The 16076-nt window shown below is 65.2% G+C and carries 17 protein-coding genes, 1 tRNA gene and 2 rRNA genes (1 of these 20 cut by a window edge); 9 read left to right on the plus strand and 11 right to left on the minus strand.

Going from position 1 to position 16076, the window contains the following annotated elements:
• Positions 1-21: 21 nt before the first annotated feature.
• The 3 genes from ACZ1JC_RS10760 to ACZ1JC_RS10770 all read left to right on the plus strand — a co-directional run bounded on the left by ACZ1JC_RS10760 (position 22) and on the right by ACZ1JC_RS10770 (position 1360).
• Positions 22-231 carry a hypothetical protein gene (locus ACZ1JC_RS10760; RefSeq protein WP_465136862.1) on the plus strand — a complete coding sequence of 70 codons (210 nt, stop codon included), beginning with the start codon at positions 22-24 and terminating at the stop codon, positions 229-231.
• A gap of 457 nt (positions 232-688) precedes the next feature.
• Positions 689-838, plus strand: a complete 150-nt coding sequence (locus ACZ1JC_RS10765; protein WP_465136861.1) for a hypothetical protein — start codon at positions 689-691, stop codon at positions 836-838.
• A gap of 57 nt (positions 839-895) precedes the next feature.
• On the plus strand, positions 896-1360 hold the full coding sequence (locus ACZ1JC_RS10770; RefSeq protein WP_465136860.1) for a Fur family transcriptional regulator: 465 nt from the start codon (positions 896-898) through the stop codon (positions 1358-1360).
• Between the two features lie 4 nt (positions 1361-1364).
• Here the strand turns inward: ACZ1JC_RS10770 and ACZ1JC_RS10775 are convergent, their stop codons facing one another.
• Together ACZ1JC_RS10775 and ACZ1JC_RS10780 are read right to left on the minus strand one after the other, a co-directional pair.
• Entirely contained in the window at positions 1365-1895 is a 531-nt protein-coding gene (locus ACZ1JC_RS10775; RefSeq protein WP_465138627.1) for a GNAT family N-acetyltransferase, read from the minus strand.
• 76 nt (positions 1896-1971) lie between these two features.
• The gene (locus ACZ1JC_RS10780) at positions 1972-2367 is read right to left on the minus strand and encodes a VOC family protein (RefSeq protein ID WP_465136859.1); all 396 of its coding nucleotides are present in this window, start codon (positions 2365-2367) and stop codon (positions 1972-1974) included.
• A gap of 97 nt (positions 2368-2464) precedes the next feature.
• Between ACZ1JC_RS10780 and dxs the strand changes: the two genes are divergently transcribed.
• The 3 genes from dxs to ACZ1JC_RS10795 all read left to right on the plus strand — a co-directional run bounded on the left by dxs (position 2465) and on the right by ACZ1JC_RS10795 (position 6557).
• Positions 2465-4387 (plus strand): 1-deoxy-D-xylulose-5-phosphate synthase, encoded by a 1923-nt coding sequence (gene dxs / locus ACZ1JC_RS10785; RefSeq protein ID WP_465136858.1) that lies wholly within the window; start codon positions 2465-2467, stop codon positions 4385-4387.
• 80 nt (positions 4388-4467) lie between these two features.
• Positions 4468-5730: an MFS transporter gene (locus ACZ1JC_RS10790; RefSeq protein WP_465138626.1), complete on the plus strand. Its 1263-nt coding sequence runs from the start codon at positions 4468-4470 to the stop codon at positions 5728-5730.
• Between the two features lie 44 nt (positions 5731-5774).
• On the plus strand, positions 5775-6557 hold the full coding sequence (locus ACZ1JC_RS10795) for an alpha/beta hydrolase (RefSeq protein WP_465136857.1): 783 nt from the start codon (positions 5775-5777) through the stop codon (positions 6555-6557).
• Here ACZ1JC_RS10795 and ACZ1JC_RS10800 read toward each other — a convergent pair.
• From ACZ1JC_RS10800 to ACZ1JC_RS10815, 4 genes are all read right to left on the minus strand, one after another.
• Positions 6554-7228: a phosphotransferase-like protein gene (locus tag ACZ1JC_RS10800; RefSeq protein WP_465136856.1), complete on the minus strand. Its 675-nt coding sequence runs from the start codon at positions 7226-7228 to the stop codon at positions 6554-6556. The two genes, ACZ1JC_RS10795 and ACZ1JC_RS10800, sit on opposite strands and share 4 nt — an antisense overlap.
• The gene (locus ACZ1JC_RS10805) at positions 7225-8166 is read right to left on the minus strand and encodes a DUF7065 domain-containing protein (protein ID WP_465136855.1); all 942 of its coding nucleotides are present in this window, start codon (positions 8164-8166) and stop codon (positions 7225-7227) included. The genes ACZ1JC_RS10800 and ACZ1JC_RS10805 overlap by 4 nt, the downstream gene beginning before the upstream one ends.
• A gap of 71 nt (positions 8167-8237) precedes the next feature.
• Positions 8238-9455, minus strand: coding sequence for a M20 metallopeptidase family protein (locus ACZ1JC_RS10810; protein WP_465136854.1), 1218 nt, complete (start codon positions 9453-9455; stop codon positions 8238-8240).
• Between the two features lie 19 nt (positions 9456-9474).
• Positions 9475-10851, minus strand: coding sequence for a lipopolysaccharide biosynthesis protein (locus ACZ1JC_RS10815; protein ID WP_465136853.1), 1377 nt, complete (start codon positions 10849-10851; stop codon positions 9475-9477).
• 197 nt (positions 10852-11048) lie between these two features.
• Here ACZ1JC_RS10815 and ACZ1JC_RS10820 point away from each other — a divergent pair, with 197 nt between their 5' ends.
• The gene (locus ACZ1JC_RS10820) at positions 11049-11807 is read left to right on the plus strand and encodes a phosphocholine cytidylyltransferase family protein (protein ID WP_465138625.1); all 759 of its coding nucleotides are present in this window, start codon (positions 11049-11051) and stop codon (positions 11805-11807) included.
• 215 nt (positions 11808-12022) lie between these two features.
• Complete coding sequence (locus ACZ1JC_RS10825; protein ID WP_465136852.1) at positions 12023-12295, plus strand: histidine kinase; 273 nt, start codon at positions 12023-12025, stop codon at positions 12293-12295.
• Positions 12296-12307: 12 nt separating this feature from the next.
• Here ACZ1JC_RS10825 and hemN read toward each other — a convergent pair whose 3' ends face one another.
• Complete coding sequence (gene hemN, locus ACZ1JC_RS10830) at positions 12308-13621, minus strand: oxygen-independent coproporphyrinogen III oxidase (protein ID WP_465138624.1); 1314 nt, start codon at positions 13619-13621, stop codon at positions 12308-12310.
• 199 nt (positions 13622-13820) lie between these two features.
• On the opposite strand from hemN, the gene ACZ1JC_RS10835 reads away from it, so the two are divergent.
• Complete coding sequence (locus tag ACZ1JC_RS10835) at positions 13821-14519, plus strand: OmpW/AlkL family protein (RefSeq protein ID WP_465136851.1); 699 nt, start codon at positions 13821-13823, stop codon at positions 14517-14519.
• A 71-nt stretch (positions 14520-14590) separates the two neighbouring features.
• Here ACZ1JC_RS10835 and ACZ1JC_RS10840 read toward each other — a convergent pair whose 3' ends face one another.
• The 4 genes from ACZ1JC_RS10840 to ACZ1JC_RS10855 form a co-directional block, all read right to left on the minus strand.
• Entirely contained in the window at positions 14591-15286 is a 696-nt protein-coding gene (locus tag ACZ1JC_RS10840) for a Crp/Fnr family transcriptional regulator (protein ID WP_465136850.1), read from the minus strand.
• A 139-nt stretch (positions 15287-15425) separates the two neighbouring features.
• A tRNA-Met gene (locus tag ACZ1JC_RS10845) sits at positions 15426-15502 on the minus strand.
• A gap of 206 nt (positions 15503-15708) precedes the next feature.
• A 5S ribosomal RNA gene (rrf, locus tag ACZ1JC_RS10850) occupies positions 15709-15823 on the minus strand.
• A 138-nt stretch (positions 15824-15961) separates the two neighbouring features.
• A 23S ribosomal RNA gene (locus ACZ1JC_RS10855) occupies positions 15962-16076 on the minus strand; it runs 2678 nt beyond the window's last position.

Consider the following 16076-nt stretch of genomic DNA (forward strand, 5'->3'; position numbering starts at 1 on the left):
AATTCGGGGAGGAAGGCGCGTATGGGGGTAGACTGGCTGGGACCGCTGGTTGCCCTCGCCTTCCTCATCGGCATGGCCGCATCGGCCGTGCTGGTGCGGCTGGGCCGCGTTACCAGCCCGCCCCGCGTCGCCGGCGCGCTGGCCCTGCCGTTCGGCTGCGCGGTGATCCCGCTGGCGCTTCTGGTTCTGGCTTCGCTTGGCCACGCGGTGCTGGCGCCGATTCTGCCTTAGCGTACTGATGGACCTACCCTTCGTCATTGCGAGCGCAGCGAAGCAATCCAGAGCCGCGTAAACCGCCCTGGATTGCTTCGCTGCGCTCGCAATGACGATTCAAAGCGAAATCGTCCGCTCCAAACACTGCACCGGCCCACTCCCCACCCGACCACCCATCAGGATACACTCGTGGGAGGTCGGGTGGGGGAGTGGGCCGGTGCCGCTTCCGGACGTCAGTCCGGACAAGGACTCTGCCGCAAGCCTTAGACGGATGTCGAAGGCGCACCCGACAAACGACTCGGTCGAATCGGCCAAGTTCATGACAACCGCGCGTCTGTTCCCGCGATTCATCGCCACGAGCCAACCGCTCATCGCATAATAAGGCGAAATTGGGGCACGTTCACTGGACTGCAAGGCGAATCGCGCCAAGTGGGCCCCACGCAATTTCGTGAACCACTGGATAGCTGCACCGATCATGGGACTCTTCAAGGCTGACTTCTACCGCTTCTTCGCAATCGGCTTCGCCGGCGGCGCGCTGCTGGTGTTCGGCGCGATGGGCATCGGCACGCACACCCTGTCCGAAACGATGGCTCCGCCGGCGCACGCGGACTCGATCCAGCGCTAACACGCTAAACAAGGGCGCGGCATTGCGCGCCGAGGGACGAGCCTCCATATGGAGGCCATGTCAGGCGCACATCATCATCATGAGCACTCAGGCGAAAGTCTGATCGAAGCGGCCCGCTCCGCGCTGCTCGAATCGGGCGAGCAGTGGACCGAAATGCGCGCGGATGTGTTCGGCGCGCTGGCGGAACGCGAACGCCCTGCCTCCGCCTACGACCTGGCCGAAAGCGTCTCTACCCTGCGCGGCAAGCGCGTCGCGCCCAACAGCGTCTATCGCATTCTCGACCTGTTCGTGCGCACCAACCTCGCCCGCCGCGTGGAAAGCGCCAACGCCTACCTTGCCAACAGCCATCCCGGCTGCCAGCACGACTGCATCTTCCTGATCTGCGACGCCTGCGGGCAGGCGGTGCACATCGACGACGACAAGCTGACCGGCGCGCTGATTGCCGCCGCGAAGAATGCCGGTTTCGCCGATGTCCGCCCGGTGGTGGAACTGCGCGGCACTTGCGCCGCCTGCAGCGCCTGAAGTTTCAGAGGCTTTTGCGCATCCGGGCCAGCGGCACGGGTGCGCCGCCGGTAGAATCCTCGATCCGCTCAATCACTTCGTAGCCTGCCACCCGGTAGAGCGGCTCGCCCGAACGCGTGCCCATCAGCTCGCACGTTGCGAAGCCCTCGATCCGGGCCTTTTCCTCGCAATGCGCCAGCAGCGCGCGGCCGACGCCGCGCCGGGCGAAACCGGGATGCGTGTACATCGCCCGCACCCGCGCCGCCTCGCTGGCGGGATCGAGCAGGCGCGGTTCGCGGAGGCCGGTGCTGTGATCGCCGCCATACATCGTCGCCCGCCGGCTCCAGCCGCCGCAGCCAGCGATCTCGCCATCGATCTCTGCCACGAAGTACGTGCCGTCATCCACCAGTTGCCGGTCCAGCCCCATCACCGCGCGGCTCGACGCGATCTGGTCGGCATCGAGGAAGCCCTTCTGCAATTCGCCGATGGCGGCATCCATGACTGTGGAAAGCTGCGGCAGGTCGTCACGGGTGGCTGGGCGAATGGAAAGCGACATCGAAAGCGACAAGGAAGAACTCCTCGAATTGGGGGGAGCCATTCCATGTCACGATCACAGCAGCGGCACCAGCCGCTCAAAACTGCGTAAGGCTCAGCACGTTACCATCGGGATCGGGAAACCAGCAGACTTGCGCGCCGCTGGTGGGGGAGCCCCAGATACCCTCGGCATCCTGCCCGAACCCGTCGTAGATGTTCGGCCGTATGCCCTTTTCGCGCAGTTCGGCCAGCGCCGCGCGGATATCGGGCACCGCCCAGCCAAGCACCGTATGCGGATGCGGCTGGTATCCCGGAACCCCGCTGAGGCGCATCGTCGTGCCGTCGCTCAGCCGGAACGTCACGGCGAAATCGTCTTCCGCGATCACCGGCAAACCCAGTGATTCCGCATAGAAAGCCCGCGCCCGATCGCGATCGGCGGTGAGGACGAAAGCGATGGGATTGGCTCTGCTCAACGCAAACGCTGGGGGAATCATCGGCACCTCCGACGAGAATCCCTGTATCTTGGCCTATTCGCCGCCTAATGGCAGCGGAAAATTCGACACCAGACAAACTCGCGTGTAAACAACAACCATGACAGCCAATCCGGCAACACCGCTTCTCGATACCGTCGATACCCCTGACGACCTGCGCAAGCTCAAGCCCACGCAACTTCGCCAGCTGGCCGACGAACTGCGCACCGAAATGATTTCCGCCGTCGGCCAGACGGGCGGACACCTCGGTTCGGGCCTGGGCGTGGTCGAACTGACCGTGGCCATCCACTACGTGTTCGACACGCCGGTCGACCGCCTGATCTGGGACGTGGGCCACCAGGCCTATCCGCACAAGATCCTGACCGGCCGGCGCGACCGCATCCGCACGCTGCGCCAGGGCGGCGGCCTTTCGGGCTTCACCAAGCGCTCCGAGAGCGAATACGATCCGTTCGGCACCGCGCACAGCTCCACCTCGATTTCGGCCGCGCTCGGCTTTGCCGTCGCCAACAAGATCAAGGGCGAACCCGGCCGCGGCATCGCCGTGATCGGCGACGGCGCAATGAGCGCGGGCATGGCCTATGAGGCGATGAACAACGCGCAGCAGGCCGGCAACCGCCTGATCGTGATCCTGAACGACAACGACATGTCGATCGCGCCGCCGGTGGGCGGGCTTTCGGCCTATCTGGCGCGCCTCGTCTCCTCGGGCCGGTTCCTTGGCCTGCGCGAACTGGCGCGCAAGTTCGCCCGCCGCCTGCCGCGCCCGCTGCATCTGGCCGCGAAGAAGACCGACGAATTCGCCCGCGGCATGGCCATGGGCGGCACCCTGTTCGAGGAACTGGGCTTCTATTACGTCGGCCCGATCGACGGCCATGACCTCGACGCGCTGATCCCGGTTCTGGAAAACGTGCGCGATGCCGGTGAGGGCCCGATCCTCGTCCACGTCGTCACGCAGAAGGGCAAGGGCTATGCCCCGGCCGAGGAAGCGGCCGACAAGTATCACGGCGTGCAGAAGTTCAACGTGGTCACCGGCGAACAGGCCAAGGCGCCCGCCGGCCCGCCCAGCTATACCGGCGTCTTCGCCAAGGCGCTGGTGGCAGAGGCGGAGCGCGATCCCACGATCTGCGCGATCACTGCCGCCATGCCCTCGGGCACCGGGCTGGACAAGTTCGTGCAGCAGTTCCCCGATCGCAGCTTCGACGTCGGCATTGCCGAACAGCACGCGGTGACGTTCGCCGCCGGGCTTGCCGCCGAAGGCATGCGCCCGTTCTGCGCGATCTATTCCACCTTCCTCCAGCGCGCCTTCGACCAGGTGGTGCATGACGTCGCCATCCAGAACCTGCCGGTGCGCTTCGCGATCGACCGCGCCGGTCTGGTCGGTGCCGACGGCGCCACCCACGCCGGCTCGTTCGACATTACTTATCTGGCGACGCTGCCGAACATGGTTGTGATGGCCGCCGCCGACGAGGCGGAACTGGTCCACATGACCCACACCGCCGCGCTCCACGATTCCGGTCCGATCGCGTTCCGCTATCCGCGCGGCAATGGCGAAGGCGTGGCGCTGCCCGAAGTTCCGCAAGCCTTGGAAATCGGCAAGGGCCGCGTGGTCCGTGAAGGCACCAAGGTCGCCCTGCTCTCGCTGGGCACCCGCCTGGGCGAAGCGCTGAAGGCGGCCGACGCGCTGGAGGCCAAGGGGCTTTCCACCACCGTAGCCGACCTACGCTTTGCCAAGCCGCTCGACACCGATCTGATCCGCAAGCTGATGCTCAGCCACGAAGTGGTCGTCACGGTGGAGGAAGGTTCGATCGGCGGCCTCGGCGCGCATGTGCTGACCATGGCGAGCGACGAAGGGCTGACCGACGCCGGCCTGAAGATCCGCACCATGCGCCTGCCCGACATTTTCCAGGATCAGGACAAGCCAGAAGCGCAGTATGACGAGGCGGGCCTCAACGCCCCGCAGATCGTCGATACCGTGCTGAAGGCGCTGCGGCACAACAGTGCCGGCGTGAACGAAGCGCGCGCCTGAACGTGGATAGCAGCGCTGTCGTCTCTCCGGCGGCAGCGCCGGGCTCCGGCGTGAACAGTGGGCCGGGCATAACCGACGCGATGCGGCTGCGCGCAATCCTTGCAGGATCGGCAGGCAACCTCATCGAGTGGTACGATTTCTACATCTACGCTTTCACCGCGCTCTATTTCTCGCCCGCGTTCTTCCCGGAGAGCGACCAACTGGTGCAGCTGATGGCCACCAGCGCGATCTTCGCGGTGGGCTTCCTGCTCCGCCCCATCGGCGGCTGGTTCTTCGGCCGCTATGCCGATCGCCATGGGCGGCAGAGCGCGATGGTGCTCTCGGTCATGATGATGGGCGGCGGCGCGCTGCTGATCGCCGTGCTGCCGACGTTCGCGCAAGCCGGCATCCTTGCCCCGATCCTGCTGCTGATCGGCCGCATGGTGCAGGGCTTCTCCACCGGCGGGCAATATGGAACGGCCGCCACCTACCTCAGCGAGATCGCCGGACGGCGGCGGCGCGGGTTCTGGTCCTCGTTCCAGTACGTCACGCTGGTCGGCGGGCAGCTTTGCGCCACCGTCGTGATCGTGCTGCTCCAGCAAGTGCTGACCGAGGCCGAATTTGCCGCATGGGGCTGGCGCCTGGGCTTCGTGATCGGCGCGGTGGGTGCCCTCGCCATCGTGCTGTTCCGCCACCACATGCATGAGACCTCCAGCGCCGAGGATCGCGCCGGAGAAAAGGCCGGCAGCCTTGCCGAACTGTTCCGCGTGGCCACGCGCCCGTTCCTGATCGTCGTCGCGCTGACGGCGGGCGGCAGTCTCTCGTTTTATGCCTTCACCACCTACATGCAGAAGTATCTGGTGCTGACGGTGGGGCTGTCCAAAGAGGTCGCGACCAGCCTGATGCTGGGCGAACTGGCGCTGTTCATGGTGTTGCAGCCGGTGATGGGCCTGCTGTCCGACCGGATCGGGCGGCGCAACAACATCCTGATCTTCGCCGCGCTGGCGACCGTTTGCACGGTGCCGATCTTCACCGCGCTGGCGGGGGCCAAGGCGGTGGGCGCGGCCTTTCTGCTGGTGCTGGCGGGGCTGGTGATCAACAGCTTCTACACTTCGGTCAGCGGGTTGTTCAAAGCCGAGATGTTCCCCACCCACGTGCGCGCGCTGGGCGTCGGCCTGGCCTATGGCGTGGGCAATGCGCTGTTCGGCGGCACGGCGGAGAATGTCGCGCTGGCGTTCAAGAAGGCCGGCCATGAAAGCGGCTTCTATTGGTACGTCTCGGCGCTCTGTGCGGTCTCGCTGATCGCCGCGCTGATGCTGCAGGACAGCCGCCGCAAAAACGTGCTGGACCGGCTGGCGGTTTGACCGACTTCGCGGCCCGGCTACCTGCCGCGCGATGGAGAAAGCGAGTGCTGTTCGTCCTCCCCACTGTCGGCGGGCTCTATCTTGCGGCCGTGCTGCTGCTGTTTCTGGCGCAGCGGACGATGATCTATCCGGCGCCCAAGGGTCCCGCCGAAATTCCGGCAGGCTTCGAACGCGTCGTGCTGCACGCCGACGATGGCCTTGCCCTCACCGCCGCCTGGCGACCCGCCACGCCCGGCCGGCGGACGGTGCTGTTCTTCCACGGCAATGGCGACAGCCTGCCCGGCGCCGCCTTCGCCACCCGGCAACTGGCGGGGGCGGGGTACGGCCTGCTGCTGGCCGACTATCGCGGCTATGCGGCCAATCCCGGCAAGCCCAGCGAGGACGGGTTGATCCGCGACGGGGAGGCCGCGCTCGCGTTCCTCAAAGCCAAGGGCCTGCCGCCGGAATCGTTGGTGCTGATGGGGGCCTCGCTGGGAACCGGAGTGGCGACGCAACTGGCAAAAGCGCATCCGCCGGCGGCGCTGGTCTTGGTATCGCCGTTCACCTCGCTGCCCGATGTCGGGGCGACGGCGATGCCCTGGGCCCCGGTCCGTGCGCTGATGCTCGATCGTTTCGACAGCCTTGGCGCGATGCCGCATGTCTCGGCGCGGGTTCTGGTGCTGCATGCGCGCGACGACCGTTTGATTCCCTTCGCGCAAGGCGAAACGCTGGCCAAGGCCGCGCCGCACGGGCAGTTTCTGGCCTTCGACCGATACGGGCATCAGCTTCAGTTCGAGGCCGAAGCACAGGATGCCGTTGTCGCATGGCTTGAGGACCGGGGTTTCTAGAGCCGGCGGCGCAGTTCCTCGAACGCGGTGCCCGGGCCTGCCGCCAGCCTCTCCTCGATCTGCGCGCAGACCGCATCCGGCGCATGGACGGAGGTATCGATCACAAGGTCCGACACTGTGTTGCGATAGACTTCCTCGAAGAACCACGGGCGCAAGCGCGCGAGGCGGTCGATGATCTTGTTCACGGCATCTTCGCCCAAGAGGTCAGTGGGCATGCGCTTGGTCATCGCGCGTTCGGCCACGCGGCGTTCCAGCACTTCGAACGGCGGCTTCAGCGTGACGAGCAGCACCGGCAGGCCCTCGGTGCGGCGGACCAGATCCTGCAGCACCGGTGGGTCGGTCATCAGCAGGTGGTCGAAGATTACATTGATTCCCTGCCGGGACGTCGCCGCCATCCACTCATGCATCGCCGAAAAGGCCGCCATCGCCTGCGGGGCGAAGTGCCAGCGCAGCGGGCCTTGCGGGTCGGCGGGATCGCGGGGCACCGCCTCGATCCCCTCCCCCGCGCGCGGGCCGTGGTGGCCGAACTGCGCGGGCAGGGTCTGTGCCATGAAATGGTCGATGCCGTAGAGCAGCCAATAGTCCTGCTGCCGCTTCTGGAACAGTTCGCAGGCGGTCGACTTGCCCGATCCCGAGGTGCCGTTGACGACGACGATCTGACCCAAACTCATGCCGGCGATCCCGGCGCGATCTCACCGCGGGCGATGCGGCGGAAGCGAGCTGTAGGGCAGAACTCCTGATTGTCGCCCCACAGTTCCGCGCCGTCCCAATCCCAGCGCATCAGCGACCAGACAACGGTGTGATCGGTATAGCCGGTGAAGATCAGCCCCGGATCGATCTCCGCCGTGGCGCGCAGCGAGCGGCCGAGTTGGTCGGTCGCCTCGAACAGCACACGCGCGGGGCCGTGCTCGCCCCATTCCAGCACTTCGCGGCGGCCCGAGGCGAGGCTGGCGAGTGCGCCGTCCTTCCAGATGAACCCGCCGATCGAGCGCGCATCCTTGCCCTCCCCCATGGCGATGGCGTGGAAGGCGCGGTCTTCCGCTACCCCCCAGAAATAGCCGCCGCAGGCCAGCGATTCGTAATCGCGCGCGCCATAGGAACAATCGCGCATCGACAGGCAATCGACCGCGAAAGTCTCGCCATTGCAGCGCAAGCTGCCGGTCATCCGGCCCGGCTGTTCCAGATGGAACTTCGCGGTTGCAGTCTGGCCGTCGTCGCCGGTCTTCAACTGGTGGACCGGGCCGATCGCGGTCCACGTCAGGTCGAAGAACAGGCCGTCCTTGTCGTAGTCCAGCTTGTACTTCGACAGCGGCTCGATCATCCGCACGGACAGCGAATTGCGCGCCTGCATGGCGAACTTGGCCGCGCCCTCCGGCATGGCCTGAAGATGCGCCCAGTCGTAGTGCAGGCAGTTCCACTGGTAGCGCCCGCTCGGATCCCACAGCACCGGGCCGCCGTTGAGCATGCCCATGTTGGGCCGGAAATAGTGCTGGATCAGCCCGTGGATGCGCCGTTCGGGAATCGTGACCGAGAACCAGGCGCTCTCGTTCCAGTAGGGATTGTCGTCACGCTCGGCGGCGAAGAAATCGGCGAATGCCAGATCGTTCATGGGGAACCTCTCCTTGCCGCCAAGGCAGCAAGGCAGGCTCCTTATGGCAATGACCGCAGCGGCAATGCCGCCTAGCCGAAGCCGCGCTCCAGCCAGTTCTGCGCGAGTCCGGCGAGGAAGGCAGAGCCGCGCGGCAACACCGATTCGTCCACCATCATCTTGGTCGAGTGAATGCCGCAGCAATGCTGCCAGTCCGCCCCTTCCTGCGCCACGCCCAGGAAGAACATCGCGCCGGGTACTTTTTCGAGGATGTAGGCGAAATCTTCCGCGCCCATGATCGGGTCGGGCAGGCGGCGGAACGCCTGCTCTCCGAACAGGCCCTGTGCCACGCCTTCGCCGAAATCGACCGCGCGCGGATCGCACATCGTCACCGGGAAGCCTTCGAGGATCGTCGCCTCGCCCGTCAGCCCATGCGCGCCGGCAATCCCCGCCACGAGGCGCGGCAACTCGTCCTTCAGCCGCGCGCGGTTTGCGGCCGAGAGCGTGCGCATGGTGCCCGTGAGCTTGGCCGTATCGGGAATCACGTTGTGCGCGCTGCCCGCCTCGATCTTGGCAATGGTGACGACCACCGGATCGAACACGCTGTAACGCCGCGCGACCATGGTCTGGATGGCCATCACGATCTCGCAGGCGACCGGCACCGGATCGACGGCATCGTGCGGCATGGAGGCATGGCCACCGCGCCCGGTCACGGTGATGCGCAACTCGTCCGCCGCCGCCATCAGCGGCCCGGCACGACCGCCGATCACGCCATGCGGGGCGTTGGGCATGATGTGCAGGGCAAAGGCGGCGTCCGGCAGCGGCCGATCGAAACCGTCCCCGCCCAGCAGGCCGTCGTTCAGCATGAAGCGGGCGCCGTGGTAGCCCTCCTCCCCCGGCTGGAACATGAAGCGCACTTCGCCCTTCAGGCTGGCGGCCTGACCCGCGAGAATCTCCGCCGCACCGGCGAGCATGGCGACGTGCGTGTCGTGCCCGCAGGCATGCATGACGCCGGGAATGGTGGAGGCGAAGGGCAGCCCGGTCTCCTCGGGCATTGGCAATGCGTCGGTATCGCCGCGCAGCAGCACCGTACCGCCCTCTCCCGCGCCGCCCGTCAGCGTTGCGACAAGGCCGGTGGTCGAGGGCCCTTCGCGCCATTCCAGCGGCAGGTGGGCCAGCGCCTCGCGAATCTTGTCGCGCGTCTTCGGGTTGTGCAGGCCGATCTCGGGCTCGGCGTGGATCGCGCGGCGCAGGGCGACGATGCGGTCGGACAGGCGGGCGGCTTCGCGGGTCAGCAGGTCTGTGGACATGCCCCCATGATAGCCACGGTCACTCCACTGTCGAGCCGGGTTCGTCGCCTTCGGGCTCGGCGTCGATCACGCGGATCTCGTCCCGCTCGATCTGCCGCAGCGTATGCCACGCCATCGCCCCCATCGCGAGGTAGGACACCGCGCCGGCCAGAGCCACGGCCCAGGCCGCGCCGCTGGGGCCGATCGGGATGAAGAACACCATGCCCAGCACCAGCGCCACCACCGAGATCAGACGCGCCACCAGCGAGGCTTGCGCGCGTCCGGTCGAATGGAGCACCGGCTCGAACGCGACGCTGGCGAAATCGAAACAGGCGGCCAGAGTCAGCGGCACCAGGATCGCCTCGCCCCGCTCGAACGCGTCGCCGCCGATCAGTGCCAGCAATTCCTTGCCCAGCAGGATGGCGACGGCCACCACCACCACGCCGCCCAGCCCGGCGATCTTGCTGGTCTGCATGGCCAGCTTGCGGAACTCGCCCGCCTGCGAGGAAACCCGGGCGCGCGCCACTTCGGCATAGACCGAGCGCGTCAGCAGCGAGGAAAGCTTGGTCAGCGCCTGCGACAGCTGCGAGGCAAGGCGGTAGAGACCCGCCGCCTTGGTGCCCACCCAGGCACCGACCACCAGCAGCGGCCCGTTCTTCACCGCCGCATCGAGCGTCGAGCCGACGTAAGTGACCATGAAGAAGCGGCCGATGCCGGGGTTTTCAGCCATGGCCTGCCGCCATTGCAGGAAATTGCGGAAATTCACCGCGGCGGGGGCAAGCCGGCGCGCCATGATCCAGTAGAGCAGCGCTTCCAGCAGATCGATCGCCGCCCATGCGAACAGGAAGCGGCCCACCGTCGGCCCGGTCAGCCAGATCACCAAAGCGGCGATCAGGCGCCCGGTCGGCACCACGGCCTCCACATAGACCGCCATGTCGAAGCGGTGCAGCGCGCGCACGATCCCCGTCGGCGCCGAAACCAGCGCCCAGAGCGAGGCGCAGCAGAACCAGAACGCCGTGTTCATGTAGAGCGGGTTCAGGTCCAGCATATGCGCGAAGCCATAGATCAGGATCGCGGCCAATCCGCAGCCCATCACCGCGCCCAGCGCATCGAGCACGCCGCACAGCATGCCGAGCCGGCCGAACTTGCTCCAGTCCAGATTGTGCACATGCTCGCTGCCGTAGCGCACGACCACGCGCCAGGTCTGGAACCCGGCAATCGCGATCAGCGCCTGCGCAGTGCCGAAGATCAGCGAAAAGTGGCCGAAATCCTTCAGCCCCAGCGTGCGGGTGAGGATCGCGAGATAGCCGATCCCGCAGACCGCACCGAACCCTTTGCCGCCCAGCAGCCAGGCGGTGTTCTGCAGGATCCGGCCCAGCGGAGTGGTGCTCTCTTGGCGGTGGCGTTTGGGAGACATTGAGCCTGCATTGAACGAGGGGGAGGCGAGTTGCAAGCCAGTCGCGAAATCGCGCTTGCGCAAGCATGAACGGGTACCCCGAAAGAGCTGAGCTTCGCGGCCCTCCACGCGGCCTGCTTATCGCGCCGCACCTTTTCCTTTTGCGTGGCAATCACTAGATGCAGGGCATCTCCCCCGCGAACATGAATGTGAAACCCATGATCGAACACGCCATTCTTCTCAGCGCCGGCCAAGGCTCGCGACTGCTGCCGCTTACCGCCGAACGCCCCAAGTGCCTGATCGACTTTTCCGGCCGTTCGCTGATCGAATGGCAGATCGAGATGCTGGCGCGCGGCGGTGTGAAGCGGATCGACGTGGTCACCGGCTTCATGACCGACATGCTGGAAGAGCACCTTCAGTCGATCAAGGATCCGCGCGTAGAGATCACGGTTCGCTTCAACCCCTTCTTCAAGGTGGCGGACAATCTTGGTTCCTGCTGGATCGCGCGTGAGGCGATGCGCGGCGATTTCCTGATCCTCAACGGCGATACGCTGGTTTCGGAAGAGATCGTCCACAAAGTGCAGCAGGGCGCGACCGACAAGGACGGCAAGCTCTGGCCGATCGCCGTCACCGTGGACGTGAAGCAGGAAGGCTATGACAGCGACGACATGAAGGTGGAGCGGACCGAGGACGGCCGTCTGGTCCATATCGGCAAGACGCTGACCGCCGCACAGTCGAATTCGGAGTCGATCGGCTTCCTCGCCTTCCGCGGCGAAGGCGCGGACTTGTTCCGCGAAACCGTGCGGCAGGCGATGCGCACGCCCGAAGGCGTGCAGCACTGGTATCTGAAGGTGATCGATTCGATCGCCCCCACCGGCAAGGTCGGCACCAATTCGATCGAGGGCATGAACTGGGCCGAGGTCGACTTCCTCAACGATATCGAGATCGCCACCAAGCTGACCGACACCTGGGTCTGAGCTACGGGGTCTGAACTAAGGGCCCTGATACAAAAATGGGCGGTCCCGCAGGACCGCCCGTTAAGTTGGGGAGAAGCGGTTCGCACCGACCGCAAGGGCGGCGGTGCAAGACCGGCAGGCACTTCCTCGCAGATGTGTGGCCCCATGCCATTGATCGCGGTCAAATTCGAAGCGGCATCTTAATTTTCGCGCAGTTCGACCGTCCTGCCGCGTCTATGGATACTTCCCGCTTCAGGCCCACCCCGATCCCGCGCGAGCGCCGCCACGGGCAACTCACCCACTACGTCCTCACCGACGCACAGGGCCAACCCGTTGAAGTGATGATACGCGACGTTTCCTCGCGCGGGTTCAGCGCGGCTGCCGTCGGCAAGGCGCCCGCGGTCAACGAAGTGATCCGCGCCGTGCTGGATGACGGGCGCGAGGTCTGGGGGCTGGTGCGCTGGGTGGACGGCAACCTGTTCGGCGTCGAGTTCGAGACTGCCGGCTAAAGCGATTTTCCGTCAAACCGCCGAACTGAACCGCCGCAACGAATCCTTGCGATAGGGATCGAAGCGCGCGGCGATCGAGCGGGCATAGGGTAGGCCCTCCGCCCGGATCACCAGATCTTCGCCGTCACTCTCGCACAATCCCGCCGCGAAATAGGGTTGCAGCAAGGGCAAGGCTTCCGTGCGCAAGTCGGCATCGATGCGTGCGCGGTGACGGCACAGCAGGTGTTCGATGACCATGGCCCGGCGCCGATCTTCCATGCTGCGCACGATGCCGCGGCTGGTAGTCAGCCGCTCCTGCGAAAGCAGCGTGCGATAGCGCCCGGCATTCTTCTCGTTCTGCGCCAGAAGCGCTGGGAAGCTGCTGATCGATGAGGCGCCGAAGCCGATCAGCACGGGCGCGCGATCGTCGGTGAAACCCTGAAAATTGCGATGCAGCATTCCCGACAGCGCCGCCTGCGCCAGACTGTCGCCCGGTCTGGCAAAATGGTCGAACCCGATCGGCACATAGCCCTGGGAAATGAGGAACGCATGGCCGAACGCCGCCATCGCAAAGCGCGCCGCCGCATCGGGCAAGGCCGACGCATCGATCTTGCGCTGGCGCGCGATCAGGTGCGGCACGTGGGCATAACCGAACAGCGCAATGCGATCGGCGCCCAGCGCCACGGTCCGCTCCAGCGAATCGCGCAAGTCGTCCAGTGTCTGGCCGGGCAGTCCGTACATAAGATCGAAATTGAGCGAGGAGATGCCGGCATTGCGCAGCATCCATGTGCCCTCCTCGATCATCCGCGCCGGCTGCACGCGCCCGATGGCCTGTTGCAATGCGGGTGAGAAGGTCTGCACGCCGAAGCTGGCGCGGGTGATGCCGGCCGATCCGATCACCGCGGCCCAGTCCGGCCCGAAGGTGCGCGGATCCAGTTCGATCGACAGGATCGGGCTCGACGCCGCGAAGTGCAGCGTCAGCGCATCCAGCAGTCGCACGAAAGCGACCGGGGCAATTCCGTTGGGGCTGCCGCCGCCGAAAGCGATGCGCGCGATCCGCGCAGTCTTCGGCAGATGCTCGGCCACCAGCACGATCTCGCGGTGAAGGGCATCAAGGTAACTCGCCACCCTGTCGGTACGGTTGGCCACGCTGGTGTTGCAGCCGCAATACCAGCAGATCTTCTCGCAGAACGGGATGTGCACATAGAGCGACACCTCGCCCTGCGTGCTTTCCAGCGCGGTTACGAAATCTGCCGGGCCGACGCCCTCTGCGAACTCCGCCGCCGTCGGGAAGCTGGTGTAGCGCGGCACCGGGATCGCCAGCAGATCGGGATGATAGGTCCACATAAGCGGAAGCATTGTCGCAACTCTGGCCCGCGTCATTGCGCTCGATCAAGCAACCGCTCGCCAGCGGAAGCACGCATTTTGGCGGAATTTGCGCGCAATCAATTCCTCCAAACGGGAACGGGCGCAAAGGCTTGGCCATAGCCGCTCAAGAGGGGGGATCGCACGGTGCGGCCCCGGCGGCGATGGAAAGAAGCAAGACATGCGCAAACTGACCATGCTCGCCATTCTCGCGGCCGCCACCGCGATCACCACGCCGGCACTGGCGGGCAGCCCCGACGGCAAGTGGCAGGTCAAGGTACTCGGCACTGCCGTGCTGCCCGATGGCAAGATCGACAAGATCAAGTCGATCGACACCGACACCACGCTGGGTGCCACGCTGGCGACGCTCGATAGCGTCGGCACCAAGGCGAACGACAATGTCGTGCCGACCGTCGCAGTGGAATACTTCTTCAACAAGACTTTCTCGGTCGAAACGATCTGCTGCCTTACCCAGCACCACGTTAGCGGAACGGGCGACATTGCCGGCGCGGGGCTGGTCGATCACGTGCTGATCCTGCCGGCGACGGTGACGCTGAAGGCGCACCTCGATACCGGCACGCCGATCAAGCCTTATGTCGGTGCCGGCCCGTCGATCTTCTTCGTGATCGACGAAAAGCCGGGCGACACGGCAAGGGCGCTGGGCGTGGACAAAGTGAAGATGTCGAATGCGCTGGGCTTCGCGCTTCAGGGCGGCTTCGATATCGCGCTGAACGATCAGGGTCTCGGCCTCTCGCTGGATGCGAAGAAGTATTGGGTGAAGCCCACCGCCTCGTTCTACGACGACGGCGTGCTGGCGCTGAAGACCAGGCATGACCTCGATCCCTGGGTGCTGAGCGCGGGCGTCAGCTACCGGTTCTGAAGCGCGAGGTACTGAACGCAAAAAGGGGAGCCGATGGCTCCCCTTTTTTGTGTCCGCTTCCAGCGCTGGGTTCAGCCCGCCTCTGCAGTCAGCGCCTCGAAATCGAGGATCGTGACATCCCGCCGCGAGGGCAGATCGATCAGGCCTTCCTGCTTGAAGCGCGTGAACTGGCGGCTCACCGTCTCGATCGTCAGGCCCAGCACGTCGGCGATCTGCTGGCGCGAAAACGGCAGCGAGATCCGGCGCGGGCTCTCGAACGCGGTGGCACACCCCTGCCCTCCCAGACGCTCCGCCATTTCCAGCAGAAAGCTCGCCAGCTTTTCCGATGCGGACTTGCGGCCGAGCAGTAGCATCCAGCGACGCGTACGATCCAGCTCCCCCAGTGTGCGTTCCAGCAGCTTGTGCTCGAGCGCGGGATGCTCCCGCGCGAAGGCATCGAAATCCCGACGCGAAAAGACGCAGACCTTGGCTTCGGTCAGCGCGGTAACGCCATGGCCCGTGGTGCCGCCGAAAGGCCGTCCGATGAAGTCGGAAGGATAGACGACGCCAACGATCTGCTCGCGCCCGTCCTCCGTATTGGTGGAAAGCTTCAGCACGCCGTCGATGACATTGGCGACCAGGACGGAATCCTCGCCTTCCCAGATCAGCGATTCACCGGGCTCGATCACGCGCGTCCGCCCGATGGCGTTCAGCGCCTCAAGCTCCTTCGCGTCGAGCGCTGCGCAGATTGCGCGGTTCCGGACGACGCAAAGGTCACAACTGGACATGATCTGGAGACACCTGCGACCTGAACTGGCTGGGAAATCCCGCCGATACCGCAAAGTGGCCGCACTGAAAAGGGTTGCATCCCGCACCCGCGGTATGCGTCCTGCAATGCAGACTTCATTGGAATGGGTTTTTTGTGATTGGTTGCGGGGGTAGGATTTGAACCTACGACCTTCAGGTTATGAGCCTGACGAGCTACCGGGCTGCTCCACCCCGCGTCACCATTGAGAGCTGAGAGTGTCAGCCCGGAAGCGTTTTTGTGTGTTCATTCCGACTGCGTCGGCCTGAACGGCGGGCTGCTCCACCCCGCGTCAGCGTGTTTTGCGTCTTGTAGAGACGCGAAGAGGGCCTCGAGGGCCCTCTTTGGGGCACTGTGTGCCCTTTGTCATTGTGATGGGTTTTTAATCAGCCCGCCGGCTACAATGCCTGGCGACGTCCTACTCTTCCGGGGCTTGAGCCACAGTACCATTGGCGCTGACAGGTTTCACGGCCGAGTTCGAGATGGGATCGGGTGGGTCACTGACGCTATGGTCACCAAGCAATGGAGACGGCGTGCTGTTTTTTAATCGATGTATCCCGTGCTGCTCTAAGTTAGAGCTTGATATCTGGCTGGATGATCGTCCGATCATCAAGACATCGCTGCTTTTTAGGCAGGGCTGTCATTGATGGTGGGATTCATCAAGCATGAACAGAGTTATTAGGACCGGTTAGCTCCATGCGTTACCGCACTTCCACACCCGGCCTATCAACGTGATGGTCTATCACGACTCGAAGATACCTAATCTTGAGGGA

This window comes from Sphingomonas sp. BL-S-28, assembly GCF_055521515.1.

Bases quoted from the DNA above. Each gene is read 5' to 3' on its own strand.
- ACZ1JC_RS10760 (WP_465136862.1), top strand. From the start codon at position 22: ATGGGGGTAGACTGGCTGGGACCGCTGGTTGCCCTCGCCTTCCTCATC.
- ACZ1JC_RS10765 (WP_465136861.1), top strand. From the start codon at position 689: ATGGGACTCTTCAAGGCTGACTTCTACCGCTTCTTCGCAATCGGCTTC.
- ACZ1JC_RS10770 (WP_465136860.1), top strand. From the start codon at position 896: ATGTCAGGCGCACATCATCATCATGAGCACTCAGGCGAAAGTCTGATC.
- ACZ1JC_RS10775 (WP_465138627.1), bottom strand. From the start codon at position 1,895: ATGTCGCTTTCCATTCGCCCAGCCACCCGTGACGACCTGCCGCAGCTT.
- ACZ1JC_RS10780 (WP_465136859.1), bottom strand. From the start codon at position 2,367: ATGATTCCCCCAGCGTTTGCGTTGAGCAGAGCCAATCCCATCGCTTTC.
- dxs (WP_465136858.1), top strand. From the start codon at position 2,465: ATGACAGCCAATCCGGCAACACCGCTTCTCGATACCGTCGATACCCCT.
- ACZ1JC_RS10790 (WP_465138626.1), top strand. From the start codon at position 4,468: ATGCGGCTGCGCGCAATCCTTGCAGGATCGGCAGGCAACCTCATCGAG.
- ACZ1JC_RS10800 (WP_465136856.1), bottom strand. From the start codon at position 7,228: ATGAGTTTGGGTCAGATCGTCGTCGTCAACGGCACCTCGGGATCGGGC.
- ACZ1JC_RS10805 (WP_465136855.1), bottom strand. From the start codon at position 8,166: ATGAACGATCTGGCATTCGCCGATTTCTTCGCCGCCGAGCGTGACGAC.
- ACZ1JC_RS10810 (WP_465136854.1), bottom strand. From the start codon at position 9,455: ATGTCCACAGACCTGCTGACCCGCGAAGCCGCCCGCCTGTCCGACCGC.
- ACZ1JC_RS10815 (WP_465136853.1), bottom strand. From the start codon at position 10,851: ATGTCTCCCAAACGCCACCGCCAAGAGAGCACCACTCCGCTGGGCCGG.
- ACZ1JC_RS10820 (WP_465138625.1), top strand. From the start codon at position 11,049: ATGATCGAACACGCCATTCTTCTCAGCGCCGGCCAAGGCTCGCGACTG.
- ACZ1JC_RS10825 (WP_465136852.1), top strand. From the start codon at position 12,023: ATGGATACTTCCCGCTTCAGGCCCACCCCGATCCCGCGCGAGCGCCGC.
- hemN (WP_465138624.1), bottom strand. From the start codon at position 13,621: ATGTGGACCTATCATCCCGATCTGCTGGCGATCCCGGTGCCGCGCTAC.
- ACZ1JC_RS10835 (WP_465136851.1), top strand. From the start codon at position 13,821: ATGCGCAAACTGACCATGCTCGCCATTCTCGCGGCCGCCACCGCGATC.
- ACZ1JC_RS10840 (WP_465136850.1), bottom strand. From the start codon at position 15,286: ATGTCCAGTTGTGACCTTTGCGTCGTCCGGAACCGCGCAATCTGCGCA.